The organism is Pseudonocardia sp. CA-107938 (genome assembly GCF_050936315.1).
Taxonomy (GTDB): domain Bacteria; phylum Actinomycetota; class Actinomycetes; order Mycobacteriales; family Pseudonocardiaceae; genus Pseudonocardia.
In genome coordinates this window covers 434996-447978 of record NZ_JBNJNA010000001.1, presented here as the reverse complement: position 1 = coordinate 447978, position 12983 = coordinate 434996, and the positions used below count along the sequence as shown (strand labels likewise).

Annotated in this window: 12 protein-coding genes; 8 read left to right on the top strand and 4 right to left on the bottom strand. The window is 74.0% G+C overall.

Annotation, left to right across the window (positions count from 1 at the left end):
• Nucleotides 1-37 precede the first annotated feature (37 nt).
• From ACQEVB_RS02145 to ACQEVB_RS02130, 4 genes are all read left to right on the top strand, one after another.
• The gene (locus tag ACQEVB_RS02145; protein WP_432964092.1) at nucleotides 38-829 is read left to right on the top strand and encodes an alpha/beta fold hydrolase; all 792 of its coding nucleotides are present in this window, start codon (nucleotides 38-40) and stop codon (nucleotides 827-829) included.
• A 201-nt stretch (nucleotides 830-1030) separates the two neighbouring features.
• The gene (locus tag ACQEVB_RS02140) at nucleotides 1031-2206 is read left to right on the top strand and encodes an NAD(P)-dependent malic enzyme (RefSeq protein WP_432964089.1); all 1176 of its coding nucleotides are present in this window, start codon (nucleotides 1031-1033) and stop codon (nucleotides 2204-2206) included.
• A gap of 192 nt (nucleotides 2207-2398) precedes the next feature.
• Nucleotides 2399-5047: a putative bifunctional diguanylate cyclase/phosphodiesterase gene (locus ACQEVB_RS02135; protein ID WP_432964086.1), complete on the top strand. Its 2649-nt coding sequence runs from the start codon at nucleotides 2399-2401 to the stop codon at nucleotides 5045-5047.
• Nucleotides 5048-5151: 104 nt separating this feature from the next.
• Nucleotides 5152-5613 (top strand): cysteine dioxygenase, encoded by a 462-nt coding sequence (locus ACQEVB_RS02130; protein WP_432964083.1) that lies wholly within the window; start codon nucleotides 5152-5154, stop codon nucleotides 5611-5613.
• On the opposite strand, the gene ACQEVB_RS02125 is transcribed toward ACQEVB_RS02130, so the two are convergent.
• Entirely contained in the window at nucleotides 5580-6611 is a 1032-nt protein-coding gene (locus tag ACQEVB_RS02125; protein WP_432964080.1) for a LacI family DNA-binding transcriptional regulator, read from the bottom strand. The genes ACQEVB_RS02130 and ACQEVB_RS02125 overlap by 34 nt on opposite strands.
• A gap of 255 nt (nucleotides 6612-6866) precedes the next feature.
• A complete protein-coding gene (locus tag ACQEVB_RS02120; RefSeq protein ID WP_432964077.1) occupies nucleotides 6867-8327 on the bottom strand; it encodes an aromatic amino acid ammonia-lyase in 1461 nt (486 codons plus the stop codon).
• Between the two features lie 104 nt (nucleotides 8328-8431).
• On the opposite strand from ACQEVB_RS02120, the gene ACQEVB_RS02115 reads away from it, so the two are divergent.
• Genes ACQEVB_RS02115 through ACQEVB_RS02100 form a run of 4 tightly spaced genes read left to right on the top strand, consistent with a single transcriptional unit; the run spans nucleotide 8432 to nucleotide 11901 of the window.
• Nucleotides 8432-9547 carry an ABC transporter ATP-binding protein gene (locus ACQEVB_RS02115; protein ID WP_432964074.1) on the top strand — a complete coding sequence of 372 codons (1116 nt, stop codon included), beginning with the start codon at nucleotides 8432-8434 and terminating at the stop codon, nucleotides 9545-9547.
• Nucleotides 9548-9554: 7 nt separating this feature from the next.
• Nucleotides 9555-10199, top strand: coding sequence for an ABC transporter permease (locus tag ACQEVB_RS02110; protein WP_432964071.1), 645 nt, complete (start codon nucleotides 9555-9557; stop codon nucleotides 10197-10199).
• Nucleotides 10196-10960: an ABC transporter permease gene (locus ACQEVB_RS02105; protein WP_432964068.1), complete on the top strand. Its 765-nt coding sequence runs from the start codon at nucleotides 10196-10198 to the stop codon at nucleotides 10958-10960. The genes ACQEVB_RS02110 and ACQEVB_RS02105 overlap by 4 nt, the downstream gene beginning before the upstream one ends.
• Nucleotides 10957-11901 carry a glycine betaine ABC transporter substrate-binding protein gene (locus tag ACQEVB_RS02100; RefSeq protein WP_432964065.1) on the top strand — a complete coding sequence of 315 codons (945 nt, stop codon included), beginning with the start codon at nucleotides 10957-10959 and terminating at the stop codon, nucleotides 11899-11901. Before ACQEVB_RS02105 ends, ACQEVB_RS02100 begins: the two co-directional genes overlap by 4 nt.
• An 81-nt stretch (nucleotides 11902-11982) precedes the next feature.
• Here the strand turns inward: ACQEVB_RS02100 and ACQEVB_RS02095 are convergent, their stop codons facing one another.
• Together ACQEVB_RS02095 and ACQEVB_RS02090 are read right to left on the bottom strand one after the other, a co-directional pair.
• Nucleotides 11983-12648, bottom strand: a complete 666-nt coding sequence (locus ACQEVB_RS02095) for a permease prefix domain 1-containing protein (protein ID WP_432964062.1) — start codon at nucleotides 12646-12648, stop codon at nucleotides 11983-11985.
• Entirely contained in the window at nucleotides 12645-12980 is a 336-nt protein-coding gene (locus ACQEVB_RS02090) for a PadR family transcriptional regulator (RefSeq protein ID WP_432964059.1), read from the bottom strand. The genes ACQEVB_RS02095 and ACQEVB_RS02090 overlap by 4 nt, the downstream gene beginning before the upstream one ends.
• Nucleotides 12981-12983 lie beyond the last annotated feature (3 nt).

Here is a 12983-nt window from a genome sequence, read left to right as displayed (position 1 = left end):
TGCTAAATTGCCTTAGCGCCGCTAAAGGAGGTCCGGTATGGCTCGACCGTTCGTCACAGGGGCCGACGTGCGGGCCCTCGACCAGGGCGCCGGCCCGGCCGTGCTCGTCGTCCACGGCGGGCTCGACGACGGAGCCACCTGGCAACGCGTCGCCGACGCCCTCGAAGCGCGCCATCGCGTGGTCCGGCTGCACCGCCGCCAGTACCGCGACGACCTCGCCGGCCCGTGCACCGTCGCCCAGGAGGCCGCGGACGTCGTCGCACTGGCGGAGGCGATCGGCGAGCCGGTGCTGCTGGTCGGGCACTCGTCCGGCGGCGTCGTCGCGCTGGAGGCACTCGTCGCCTCGCCGGCCCGGTTCGCCGGCGCCGCCCTCTACGAGCCGGTCGTGCACACCCGCCCGGGTGAGTGGGACACGCCGCTCGCCCGGGCCAGGGCCGCCCGCACCACGGTGGGCGCGATGGCGGTCTTCCTGCGCGACATCGTCCGCGTGCCGGCCTGGCAGGCCTACGGTGCGGCACTCGCGATCGCCGCCGTCCCGCGGATGCGCCGGTTCGCCCCGCACCAGCTCGACGACGCCCGCGCCGTCGCCGACCTGGGCGTGCGGCTCGACGCGTACGCGGGCATCGCGCAGCCCGTGGTCCTGATCGGGGGCAGCCGCAGCCCGGCGCACCTCGGTGCGCGGATCCGCGCGCTGGAGGCGGTCCTGCCCCGCGCGCGGACCGTCGTGCTCGACGGGCAGGGCCACGGCGCGCACCTCGGTGCGCCGCAGCGGCTCGCCGCGGTGATCGGCGAGCACGCGGCCGCCGTCCTGCACGAGCCGCGCGGGTGACGAGAACCTCCGGGCGGTCGACCGTCCCACCCGTTAGGATGGGCCGGGTACCCGACAGCCGAACCTCGGCCGGTGCCCGCGACATCCCGCGGAGCCGCCGAGTGGCCGTCCGGCACCGCGACGATGCCGCCTCACCCTGCGGGCTCCGGTGCCCGGAGAGTGCGCCCCGCGCGCACCCACCACCGCACTGAGGATCCTGCAATGACCACGCTGCCCGACCGCACCGTCTCCGCGCCCACCCACGACGAGATCTTCACCGCCCACGAGGGCGGCAAGCTCGGCACGGCGCTCACCTCCCCGCTGCGCGACGCGCGCGACCTCGCCGTGGCCTACACGCCGGGCGTGGCCGAGGTGAGCCGCGCGATCGCCGCCGAGCCCGCGCTCGCCGCCCGCTACACGTGGACGAGCCGGCTGGTGGCCGTCGTGAGCGACGGCACTGCCGTGCTGGGCCTCGGCGACATCGGGCCACGCGCCGCCCTTCCCGTGATGGAGGGCAAGTCGGCGCTGTTCAAGACGTTCGGCGGGCTCGACTCGATCCCGCTGGTGCTCGACACCACCGACGTCGACGAGATCGTCGAGACGCTGGTGCGGCTGCGGCCCAGCTTCGGCGCGGTCAACCTGGAGGACGTCGCGGCGCCGCGCTGCTTCGAGCTGGAGCGGCGGCTGATCGAGGCGCTCGACTGCCCCGTCATGCACGACGACCAGCACGGCACCGCGATCGTGCTGCTCGCGGCCCTGCGCGGGGCCGCGGCGGTGCAGGGGCGCGCGCTGGCGTCGTTGCGCGTCGTGATCTCGGGCGCGGGCGCCGCCGGGGTGGCGTGCGCGCGGATCCTGCGCGCGGCCGGCGTCGTCGACGTCACGGTGCTCGACTCGCGCGGCATCGTCGTGGCCGGTCGGGCCGGCGTCACGGGGGAGAAGGCGCTGCTGGCCGCCGAGACCAACCCGCGAGGGCTCACCGGTGGCCCGGCCGAGGCGCTGGCCGGCGCGGACGTGTTCGTCGGTCTGTCGTGCGCGAAGCTGCCCGAGGAGCTCCTGTCGACGATGGCGCCGGAGGCCATGGTGTTCGCGCTGTCCAACCCCGACCCCGAGGTGCACCCGGACGTGGCCGCCCGCTACGCGGCGATCGTCGCGACGGGCCGTAGCGACTTCCCGAACCAGATCAACAACGTGCTGGCGTTCCCCGGCGTGTTCCGCGGTGCACTCGACGCGGGCGCGCGCCGCATCACGGAGGCGATGAAGCTGGCCGCCGCGGAGGCCATCTTCGCGGTCGCGAGCGAGGACCTGGCGGCCGACCGGATCGTGCCCAGCCCGTTCGATCCGCGTGTCGCGCCCGCCGTGTCGCGGGCGGTCGCCGAGGCGGCTGTCACCGAACACTGACGGAGCGTCACGTGTTACCGGGCGGTTTCCTGGACACTTGTCCACGGCCGAGTGGTTACTGTCACGTAGCGTGCTGACCAGGGGATTCGCTCACTCCCGGCGGCGTAGGCCGATCGGGAAGTGACCGGATCGTGACTCGTTCGGGGTCGTTGAAGGGTGTGACGCACGACGCCCCACCCTCTGGAGATTCGCGTGAACGAGCTCGGTCAGCGCAGCGGAGACGGCCAGGGCGACGAGCCCGCCACCGACCCCTGCGGGGCTGAGCCCGTCCTCCCCGAGACCGCGCGGTTCACCGAGTACCGCCGGGCCCGGAACGCGGCACTCGGCGGCGGGAGCGGGCAGCCGGCGTCGATCTTCGCGAGCCGGCTCGCCAAGGCCGTCGCCGAGGCCGGCCGGGCCAACTCGGCCCGTGCTGCCGAGGGGCCGCGCTCGGGGTCGCTGCCCGTGCTGCGCGAAGCGGTCTTCGGTGACGGCCCGATCGCGGAGACGCTGGAGCTGCCCGAACCGCCCAGTGCGGTCTGCGACGCGTTCGGGCGGATCGTGCGGGCCAACCCGGCGCTGGTGGCGCTCGTGGGCGACCGCGTCGACCTGTTCGGCATGCGGCTGGACATGCTCGCCATCGGCCCCGACACCGACGCGCTCGTGGTGCGCGCCGACGAGGGCACCGCGCGCGTCCGGGTCGTGCGGGTGCCGCTGCCCGACACGGAGCTGACGATCGTCGTGCTCGTCGAGCGCACCGCTCGCGATGCACGTCCCGATGCCCGCACCGACGGCTGGATCGCCGAGCTGGAGCGGCTGGCGAAGGTGGGGATGTGGAGCATGGAGCTGTCGGCCGGCGAGTTGAACCGCAGTGCGTCGCTGGAGGAGCTCTACCGCTCGTCCGGGGTCGACCTGCTGGCCGGTGTGCCGGCGCTCGAGGACGACCTGATCGCCGCGCTGTACCAGGAGCTGCGCGACGGCGAGCGCGGCGGCGACCGGTACGCCGAGCTGCGGCTGCCCGGCGACCGCGTGCTGTCCTGCCGGGCCGAGGTGGAGTACACGCCGGACGGGGCGCCGGTGCGGCTGGTCGGGGTGGTGCGCGACGTGTCGACCCACCGGCTGTCCGACGCGCGCGTGCAGCAGGCGGCGCGCCGGTTCGCCGACCTCATGGCGCTCGTGCCCGGTGGCGTCGCGGTGATCGACTCGGGCGGGGTCGTGGTGGACGCGAGCACCGAGCTCGCCACGTTGCTCGGTCGCCCGCTCGACCAGCTGCGCGGGCTCGTCGCCGCCGAGCTCACGGCCGAACCGCAGGCCGAGCCGCTCGCCGGGAGCCTCCCTAGCTGGCTGCGGCCGGTGCCGCCCGGTGCGCGCTACGGCTACCGCGTGGAGGAGGTGCCGCTGCGGCGCGGCGACGGCACGACGGTGTGGTGCGAGCTGGCCGTCTCCACGACGGCGAGCGACGACGGCGGCTGGTTCTGGCTGATGGTGTGCACCGACACGAGCGAGCGCCGCCAGGCCGCGCAGGCCGCGGAGCAGCTGCGACGCGTCGGCACGGTCGACGAGCTGACCCGGCTGCCCAACCGTGCCGCGATCCTCGCCCTGCTCGACCGGCACCTCGCCGGGCCCGGGCGCGACCGGGTCGCGGTGGTGTGCGGCAACCTCGACGACTTCCAGCGCGTCAACTCCTCCCTCGGCCACGACGCCGGCGACGGCCTGCTGGTGCAGCTCGCCGGGCGGCTGCAGCGGGAGCTGCCCGCAGGATGCACGGCCGCCCGGCTGGGCGGCGACGAGTTCGTCGTCGTCTGCGCCGACCACCTGGCCGTCGGCGGCGTCGACCAGTTCGCGAAGCTGGTGTCCGACCTGCTGCGCACCACGATCACCGTGCACGAGCGACCGGTCGTGGTCACGGCGTCGGTGGGCGTGGCGACGCCCGTCCCGTCCGGTGACGTGCGGGCCGCCGACCTGCTGCGGTTCGCCGAGGTCGCGATGCACGACGCGAAGCGGCGGCAGGAGCGCGGCGCCATCGGCACCGCCACCGACGGCGTCGTCGACTCGGCCATGCGCGCACTGGAGCTGGAGGCCGAGCTGCGGGCGGCCATCGCCGACGACGGGCTGACGCTGGAGTACCAGCCGGTCGTGGCGCCGGACGGCACCGTCCGGTCCGCGGAGGCGCTGGTGCGCTGGCCGCACTCGGAGCGCGGCATGGTGTCGCCCGCCGACTTCCTGCCCGTCGCCCAGCGCAGCGGGCTGCTGCGCGAGCTGGACCTGTGGGTGCTGCGCAGCGCCGCGCAGGAGGCGGCCCGCTGGCCCGTGGGCGTCGACGGGCGCCCGCCCGCGGTCGCCGTCAACCTGGCCGGGCTGCTCCCCGGCGACCCCGACTTCCTCTCGACCGTCACCGACATCGTCGACGAGACCGGTCTCGCCTGGGACCGGCTCATGCTGGAGCTGGTCGAGACGAGCCTGGTGGCGCTCGCGCCGCACGCGCTGGCCGCGATGGGCGAGCTCGCCGCGCGCGGGGTGCGGTTCGCCGTCGACGACTTCGGCACCGGCTACTCGTCCCTCGCGCGGCTCAAGACCCTGCCCGCGCAGGTCGTGAAGGTCGACCGCGCGTTCGTCACGGGCATCGCCGACGACCCCGCCGACTTCGCGGTGGCCCGCGCGGTGGTCGACATGGCCAAGGCGATGAACCGCACCACGGTCGCCGAGGGCGTGGAGACCGCCGAGCAGTTCCACGTGCTCCGCGGGATCGGGGTCGACGCGTACCAGGGCTGGCTGTTCTCCCGCTCCCTGCCGCCCGCCGACCTGCGCGTCGTGCTGGCCGGGGGGCGCCTCGCCACCCCCGCCTCGGCGCTGCTGGTCTAGCCCGGACGTTCGAGTCTCCCGTCCCGCCACTCTTGACCAGCCTGCGCTTAAACGCTTAACTGAAGCGCATCACTGAATCGCTTAAACTTCGAGGGAGGCGCTCGATGACCGTCGACGAGCTGCGCGCGTGCGCGGAGGAGCTGGCCGCTCAGCCCGAGGAGTGGCAGCACCTCGTCGACCTCACCCCCGGCCGCCGGCACTACGTCAACCTGCGCCGCGACGACGACGTCGACGTGTGGCTGCTCTGCTGGAACGAGACCGACGACACGGGCTGGCACGACCACGGCGACTCGTCGGGCGCGGTCACGGTCGTGTCCGGGGTCGTCCGCGAGACCACCCCGCGCCTCGGCGGCACCCCGGCCGCCCGCGACTACCGGGTCGGGGAGAGCTTCACGTTCGGTCCCGACCGCATCCACCGCATGTCCGGCACCGACACGCAGGCCGTGTCGATCCACGCCTACTCGCCGCCGCTGGACCGCGTCGGCCAGTACTCGGTCGACGACGACGGCGTGCTGAGCCGCGTGTCGGTCAGCTACACCGAGGAGCTGCGCCCGCTCGGCGTCTGAACGGGCGCCGTCGAGGCCCTGGCCACCAGCTCGGGCCGGAACACCTGGGTGCGGTGCTCGCCCGAGCCGTCGATGGCGGCCACCAGCTGGGCGACGGCCGCCGCGACGATGCCGTCCGCATCCCACCGGAACGTGGTGAGCGCCGGCACCACCAGTTCCGCCGTCTCGTGGTCGTCGTAGCCGAGGACGGAGACGTCGCGCGGCACGTCGAGGCCGAGCCGGTGCGCGGCGAGGTAGCCGCCGTAGGCCATCGAGTCGGACAGGCAGAACAGCGCGGTCGGCGCGTCGTCGGCGCGCAGCACCGGCTCGACGGCCGCCGCCGCCCCGGCCACCGACGCCGGCGACGACACGACGACCACGTCCAGGCCCAGCTCGGCGCCGCGCTGGAGCGCGAACGCGTCGGCGGGCCGGTCGGGGGTGGTGGGAAGCGCGGCGTGCCGCAGCAGCGCGACCCGGCGGTGCCCGAGATCGGCGAGGTGCCCGAGCGCGGTAGCGACGCCGTACCGGTTGTCGAACAGCACGCAGCCGGCCTTCGGCGCGGCCGGCATGGCGTCGCCGATCGTGACGACGGGGATCTCGGCGGAGATGTCGCCCCAGAACTCGGCGGTCGGGTCGAGCGGGGACGCGAGGACGCCGTCGACCTGCTGGTCGCGCAGCCGCAGCGCGAGCATGCGTTCGCGGCCGGGGTCGCCGGCGGAGTCGGCGATGATCGCGTGCCGGTCGTGCTCCATCAGCCCGCGCGACAGCGCCGCGGCGAGGCTCTGCTGCCACAGGTCGTCCAGCGAGCCGCACAGCACGCCGACGGTCCCCGTGCGGCCGCTGGCCAGCGCCCGTGCGATCGGGTTGGCCTCGTAGCCGAGCTCGCGGGCCGCGGCCCGCACCCGTTCCTGCGTCTCGACGGGGACCTGCAGGCCGCGCAGGGCGTACGAGACGGCGGCCGTCGAGAGCCCGGTGGCGGCCGCGACGTCCTTCAACGTCGCCCGGCGTCGGCGCTCCACGGGTCCAGCCTAGGCCGCCGCGGCCGACGTCACACACGGACAGGCCCGTTCACACACGTCCGAACGTGTGTGAACGGGCCACGGGATGTGTGGGGTCGCGGGTTGGACGGCGGCACGCTGCCCTCGGCACGCCCGCTTCACCGGCGTGGCGCTCTTGCGCGGACGTCACACAGCGCGCGGCCACCGCACACAGGTTGGGCCTTGTGTGAGGTGGCCACTACCTGTGTGAGGTCACCCGGCGCGCGCCTTCACACCTCAGCGGAGGGTGCCCAAGCCGTCCAGCAGGACCCCGGCCGCGGCCAGGTCGGCCGTCAGCGGGCGGTCGCGCGTGTCGTCGCTCAACGCCGTCCTGGCCTGCTCGTACGCCGTGGTGAGCGCGTGCCCGGACGGGAGCCCGCCGGCCATCCCGATCGCGCGGATGGCCGCGACCAGCTCGGTGGCGAGCACCGTGCGCAGCGCCGGCACGCACACGGTGGCGAGGCGGGCGGCGTGCGGCGAGTAGCTGGCGTGGTCCTCCAGGCCGCGGGAGATGACGGCGCTGCCGAGCGTCGCGGGCAGGGTGGTGTGCCGCAGCGACGCCACGCCGTCCTGCGCGACGTACTCCAGCGCCATGACCCCGGAGCTGCCGGGCGGCCCGTCGGCGAGGAACGCCGCGAGGCCGGTGAACTCGGGGTCCACGAGGTCGCCGAGTCGCGCCGCCGACAGCTCGGCCACCGGGTAGACGGCCGCGCGCGCCGAGTCGAGGGCGTGCGCGAGGTAGCCGGTGTGGAAGTTGGCGTTGTGCCAGGCGTCGCCGGTGGCCGCGTCGATCAGCGGGTTCTCGGCGCGCGCGTTCAACTCGACGTCGAGCACCACGCCGAGCCGCTCGACGGCGTCGACGGCGGTGCCGTGCACCTGCGGCACCGCGCGCAGGCTGAACGGGTCCTGCAGCCGGCGCCCCGCCCGTGACGTGGGGCTGAACCCGAGGAGCCGCCGCATCCGCGTCGCGACGAGCAGCTGGCCGGGGTGTGCCCGCGCGTTCTGCACGGGTGAGCCGTACGCCTCGGCGGCCCCGCCCAGCGCCACGAACGACAGCGCCGCGACGACCTCGCTGGCCCGCAGCAGCGCGTCGAGGTCGGCCTGGGCGAGCACCGACTCGCCGATCGTCGCCGCGTTGGACGAGATGAACGCGAGCGCGTCCGCGCTGGTCAACGGCACGACGGGAGCCGAGCCGACGGGCCACGGCCGGTCGCCGCACAACGCGAGCGCGAGCTCCGCGAGCGCGGTGAGGTCGCCGGTGCCGATGGCACCGAGCTGGTGGACGGTCGGCACGGCGCCCGCGTCGAGGGCGTCCGCGAGCGCGTCGAGCACCTGCGGGTCGACGCCTGCGCCACCGGCGGCGAGCTGGTTGAGCCGCACGAGCATCATCGCCCGGACCCGCTCGACGGGCTCCCGCTCACCGGCCCCGCTGGCGTGGCTGCGCAGGATGCGCAGGCCGTGCTCGGTGTCGTCGGGGGCGACGACCTCGACGCGGTTGGCCCCGACCCCGGTCGACCGCCCGTAGATCGGACGGGCGACGGCGAGCCGGGCACCGAGCTCGGCCGCGTCCCGCGCGCGGGCGCGCCCGCCGGGGTGCAGGTGGACCGGTGGACGGTTGCGCGCGACGGCCACGACCTCGGATCGGCGCAGATGCCGGCCGTCTACAACAACCGGCTCCAGGAGATCGTTCGTGCCCATCGCCCGATTGTGAACGACGTCTCGTGCTGAGTCGCGGATCAGTCACGGACGTCGCACTTTGTCGGTGCGGGAGGCTAGCCTGCCCGTCACACGACGCCCGGCGAATGGTCGTCGACGATCCTGGAGGCAGCTCTCGAGTGATCGAGTTCCTGGGCGTGACGAAGCAGTACCCGGACGGCACGGTGGCCGTCGACTCGCTCGATCTGAAGGTCGACGCGGGCAAGGTCACGGTGTTCGTGGGGCCGTCGGGCTGCGGCAAGACCACGTCGCTGCGCATGATCAACCGGATGATCGACGCCACGGCGGGCACCATCCAGGTGGACGGGAAGGACATCACGTCCACCGATCCGGCGGAGCTGCGCCGCGGCATCGGCTACGTGATCCAGAACGCCGGCCTGTTCCCGCACCGCACGATCGTCGACAACATCGCGACCGTCCCGATGCTCCTGGGCTGGTCGAAGGCGAAGGCCCGGGATCGGGCCACCGAGCTGATGGAGACCGTCGGGCTCGACGCGAGCATGGCCAGGCGCTATCCCGCCCAGCTGTCCGGTGGCCAGCAGCAGCGCGTCGGCGTGGCGCGGGCGCTGGCCGCCGACCCCCCGATCCTGTTGATGGACGAGCCGTTCTCCGCGGTCGACCCGGTGGTGCGGGAGAGCCTGCAGGACGAGCTGCTGCGGCTGCAGTCGGAGCTGGGCAAGACCATCGTGTTCGTCACCCACGACATCGACGAGGCGATCAAGCTCGGCGACAAGGTCGCGGTGTTCCGGGTGGGCGGCAAGCTCGCCCAGTACGACGAGCCGGGCACCCTGCTCGCGCGCCCGGCCGACCGGTTCGTCGACGGGTTCGTCGGCCGCGACCGCGGCTACCGCGGGCTCGGCTTCACCTCGGCGGAGGTGCCGCTGGGCGAGCTGCGCACCGTCGAGCTGGGTGCGGCGGCCGCGGAGGGCTGGCGGCTCGTCGTCGACTCCGAGCAGAGGCCGAACGGCTGGTTGCCGGGCGGTCTCGCCGCCGAGGCCGCCAACGTCGTGCCGGGCGGCTCGTTGCACGACACCTCATCCGGCACGCTGCGCAGCGCGCTCGACGCGGCGCTCTCGTCGCCCTCCGGCCAGGGCGTGGCGGTCGACGGGGAGGGCCGCGTCGCCGGCGCGATCTCCGCCGACGACGTGCTGCAGGCGCTGGAGCGCCAGCGCGCGGCGACGTCCGTGGACGCGGCGGGCTGAGGCCTCGATGCTCTGGGACTGGATACCGCGCAACGCCGGGTTGATCCTCGGCCTGCTGCGTGACCACATCGTGCTGGCGGTCGTCCCCGTGGTCGTGGCGCTCGTGCTGGCGATCCCGCTGGGCTGGCTGGCCAGCCGCAACGCGGCTGCGCGTGCGGTGCTCGTACCGGCCGCCGGTCTGCTCTACACGATCCCGTCGCTGGCGCTGATCATCGTGCTGCCGTCGATCCTCGGCACCAAGACCCTCGACCCGATCAACATCATGGTGGCGCTCGCCATCTACACGGTCGCGCTGCTGGTGCGCTCGGTGGCCGACTCGCTCGCCGCGGTGCCGCCGGTCGTCGTGGCCGCGGCCACCGCCATGGGCTACCGGCCGGGCAAGCGGTTCTTCTCCGTGGAACTGCCGCTCGCGATCCCGGTGCTCGTCGCCGGGCTGCGGGTAGCCACGGTGTCCAACATCAGCCTGGTGAGCGTGGGTGCGCTGATCGGGGTGGGTGGGCTCGGCGGCCTGTTCACCGACGGGTACCAGCGCAACTTCCCCACCGAGATCATCACCGGCATCGTGACGACGGTGGTGCTGGCGCTGGTCGCGGACCTCGCGCTGCTGGCCCTCGGCAGGCTCGCCGCTCCCTGGGATCGGGCGACGCGATGAACGAGGTGCTCGAGTTCCTCACCGACTCCTACAACTGGCGCGGGTCGGGTGGCATCCCCACCCGGCTGCTGCAGCACCTGGGGTACAGCGGCCTGGCGCTGCTCGTCGCGATCGTGATCGCGGTCCCGATCGGGGCCTGGGTCGGGCACACGGGCCGCGGCGGGTTCCTGATCGTCGGCGGTGCCAACGGACTGCGCGCGCTGCCCGAGCTGGGCCTGCTGACGCTGCTCGTGCTCGCCGTCGGCATCGGGCTCCTCCCCGTGGTGGTGGCGCTGGCGGTGCTGGGCATCCCGCCGCTGCTGGCCGGCACCTACGCGGGCATCCGCAACGTCGACCGCTCGGTCGTCGACGCCGCCCGCGGCATGGGGATGCGCGAGTCGCAGGTGCTCGTCAAGGTCGAGCTGCCCAACGCCCTGCCGCTGATCATGGGCGGGTTGCGCGCAGCCGCCCTGCAGGTCATCGCCACCGCCGTCGTCGCGGCGTACGTCAGCTTCGGCGGTTTCGGCCGCTACCTGATCGACGGCCTCAAGTCCGGCGACAACGGCAAGGCCGTCGCCGGTGCGGTGCTCATCGTCGTGCTCGCGCTCGTCGTCGAAGGCGTGCTCGCGCTCGCGCAGCGCTACGTCGTGTCCCCCGGCCTGCGCAGCCGCGGAGGATCCCGGCGCAGCCCGGTCGCCGAGATCCCCACCACCGACAGCCGCCTGCAGGCCGCTGTCGCCCCCACCGACTCCACCCCCGACACCGTTGGAGCAGAACGATGAAGACACGAACCATCATCGCGGCCGGAGTGGCTGCCATCAGCGCATTCGCTCTCACCGCGTGCGGTGGGGGTGGCTCGGCGCCGGCCGCCGGCGGCGGTGGCGGCCCCGCCTGCGAGCAGCTCGTGTTCGGCGGTCCGCCGGAGTTCGAGGGGCGCGCCGACGGGCTCAAGGGCATCAGCGAGACCTACGGCTGCGACTTCAAGGAGTTCAAGGCTCTCGACACCGGTGGCCCGCTCACCGTGAAGGCGCTGGAGGACGGCACGGTCCAGGCCGCCGACCTGTTCACCACCGACCCGACGATCAAGGAGAAGGGTTTCGTCGTCCTCGAGGACCCGAAGAACAACTTCGCGGCCCAGAACGTCGTCCCGCTCATCAACAAGGCGAAGGCGACCCCGGACGTGTCCGCGGCGCTCAACGCGGTGTCGGCCAAGCTCACCACCGACGGCCTGATCGGGCTCAACGCCAAGCTGGGCGGAGCGGACAAGCCGGACGTCGGGCCGGTGGCCAAGGACTGGCTCACCTCGAACGGCCTGGCCGGCGGCGCCCCGGCGGCCGGCGGTGGTGGCTCGATCATCATCGGCTCCGCCGACTTCCCGGAGAGCCGCGTCCTCGCCGAGATCTACGCGCAGACGCTGGAGGCCAAGGGCTTCACGGTGAACCGCAAGTTCGGCATCGGTAGCCGTGAGGTCTACTTCCCCAGCCTCAAGGACGGCTCGATCGACCTGATCCCCGAGTACACCGGCACCGCGCTGCAGTACATCGACAAGAAGGCGCCGCAGAAGTCCGCCGAGGAGGTCTACACCGCCCTCAAGGCAGCCGTGCCGGCCGGGCTGACCGTGCTCGAGAAGTCGGCCGCCGAGGACAAGGACGCCGTCGTCGTCACGAAGGCGACCGCCGACAAGTACGGCAAGTCGCTCGCCGACTACGGCACCAAGAAGTAGCAGCGACCGAACGGCACCTCCTCCCGAGATCGTCGGGGGAGGTGCCGTTCGTGCGTGCCGGCCACATCTGGCAGACCAGGTTCAGGCGACGGCGATGCGCAGGGTGCGTACGGCGATGACGACGGACACGACGAGCACGGCCGTGCTGGCCGCGTAGGCCACGAGTGCCGGCCCCGGTGCGGCGACCGCGGCGCCCACGGCGTGGCCGCCGACGACGTTCATCACCGCCGACAGCCCGGCGGTGACCAGCGCGCCGAGCCCGGCGGCGGCGCCGACGAGCCCGGTGAGCAGGCGGGTGGGGGCGGCGCGGAGGAAGGTGAGCGCGAACATGACGGCGGCGGCCGCTGCGGTGGTCAACGAGGTGGTGTCGACGATCGTGGACAGCGTGCGGACGATCGCCAGCTCGGCCGGCCCGGGCTCCCGGTCCCAGCTGACGCCCGCGCGCCACAACAGGTCCCAGGCCAGCACCATTCCGGGGAAGACCAGCATCACGAACAGCGCCGTGGCGCGTCCCCGGCGCACGGTGAGCTCGGCCTGGTAGAGCTCGGCCAGCTCGTCGACGGTGCCGAACTCGGCCACCGCCCGTGCCTGCGCGGCGCCAGGGTCGAGGCCGCCGGCCACGTGGGCCTCCGCGGCGTCGGTGAGGCCCTCGCGGACCTCACGCAGGATGCTGCGGCGGACCCGCACCGGACCGTGCACCGCACGACCGAGCCGCGCGACGTAGGCGTCGAGCACCGGCGCGGTCATGACGCCACTGCTCCACGAGGCCGCAGCACGGCCTCGACGACGGCGGCGAACTCGGTCCACTCGTCGCGCTGACGCGCCAGCGCGTGCCGGCCGGCCCGGGTGAGCGTGTACGTGCGCCGCTCCCGCCCGCCGACGGTGCTCCAGCTGCCGGAGAGCAGCGCGGCGCGCTCCAGCCGGCGCAGGGCGGGGTAGACCGTGCCGGTGGGCAGGTCGAGCGCGCCGCCGCTGCGCGCCTGCAGCGCCTCGATGATCGCGTAGCCGTGGAGCGGGCCGCCCTCCAGCACGGAGAGGATCAGCCCGTCGAGGTGGCCGCGGACGGAGTCGGGTCGCACGAG

Coding starts and splice junctions, on each gene's coding strand:
- ACQEVB_RS02140 (WP_432964089.1), top strand. CDS start 1,031: ATGACCACGCTGCCCGACCGCACCGTCTCCGCGCCCACCCACGACGAG.
- ACQEVB_RS02145 (WP_432964092.1), top strand. CDS start 38: ATGGCTCGACCGTTCGTCACAGGGGCCGACGTGCGGGCCCTCGACCAG.
- ACQEVB_RS02100 (WP_432964065.1), top strand. CDS start 10,957: ATGAAGACACGAACCATCATCGCGGCCGGAGTGGCTGCCATCAGCGCA.
- ACQEVB_RS02110 (WP_432964071.1), top strand. CDS start 9,555: ATGCTCTGGGACTGGATACCGCGCAACGCCGGGTTGATCCTCGGCCTG.
- ACQEVB_RS02095 (WP_432964062.1), bottom strand. CDS start 12,648: ATGACCGCGCCGGTGCTCGACGCCTACGTCGCGCGGCTCGGTCGTGCG.
- ACQEVB_RS02130 (WP_432964083.1), top strand. CDS start 5,152: ATGACCGTCGACGAGCTGCGCGCGTGCGCGGAGGAGCTGGCCGCTCAG.
- ACQEVB_RS02120 (WP_432964077.1), bottom strand. CDS start 8,327: ATGGGCACGAACGATCTCCTGGAGCCGGTTGTTGTAGACGGCCGGCAT.
- ACQEVB_RS02105 (WP_432964068.1), top strand. CDS start 10,196: ATGAACGAGGTGCTCGAGTTCCTCACCGACTCCTACAACTGGCGCGGG.
- ACQEVB_RS02115 (WP_432964074.1), top strand. CDS start 8,432: ATGGTCGTCGACGATCCTGGAGGCAGCTCTCGAGTGATCGAGTTCCTG.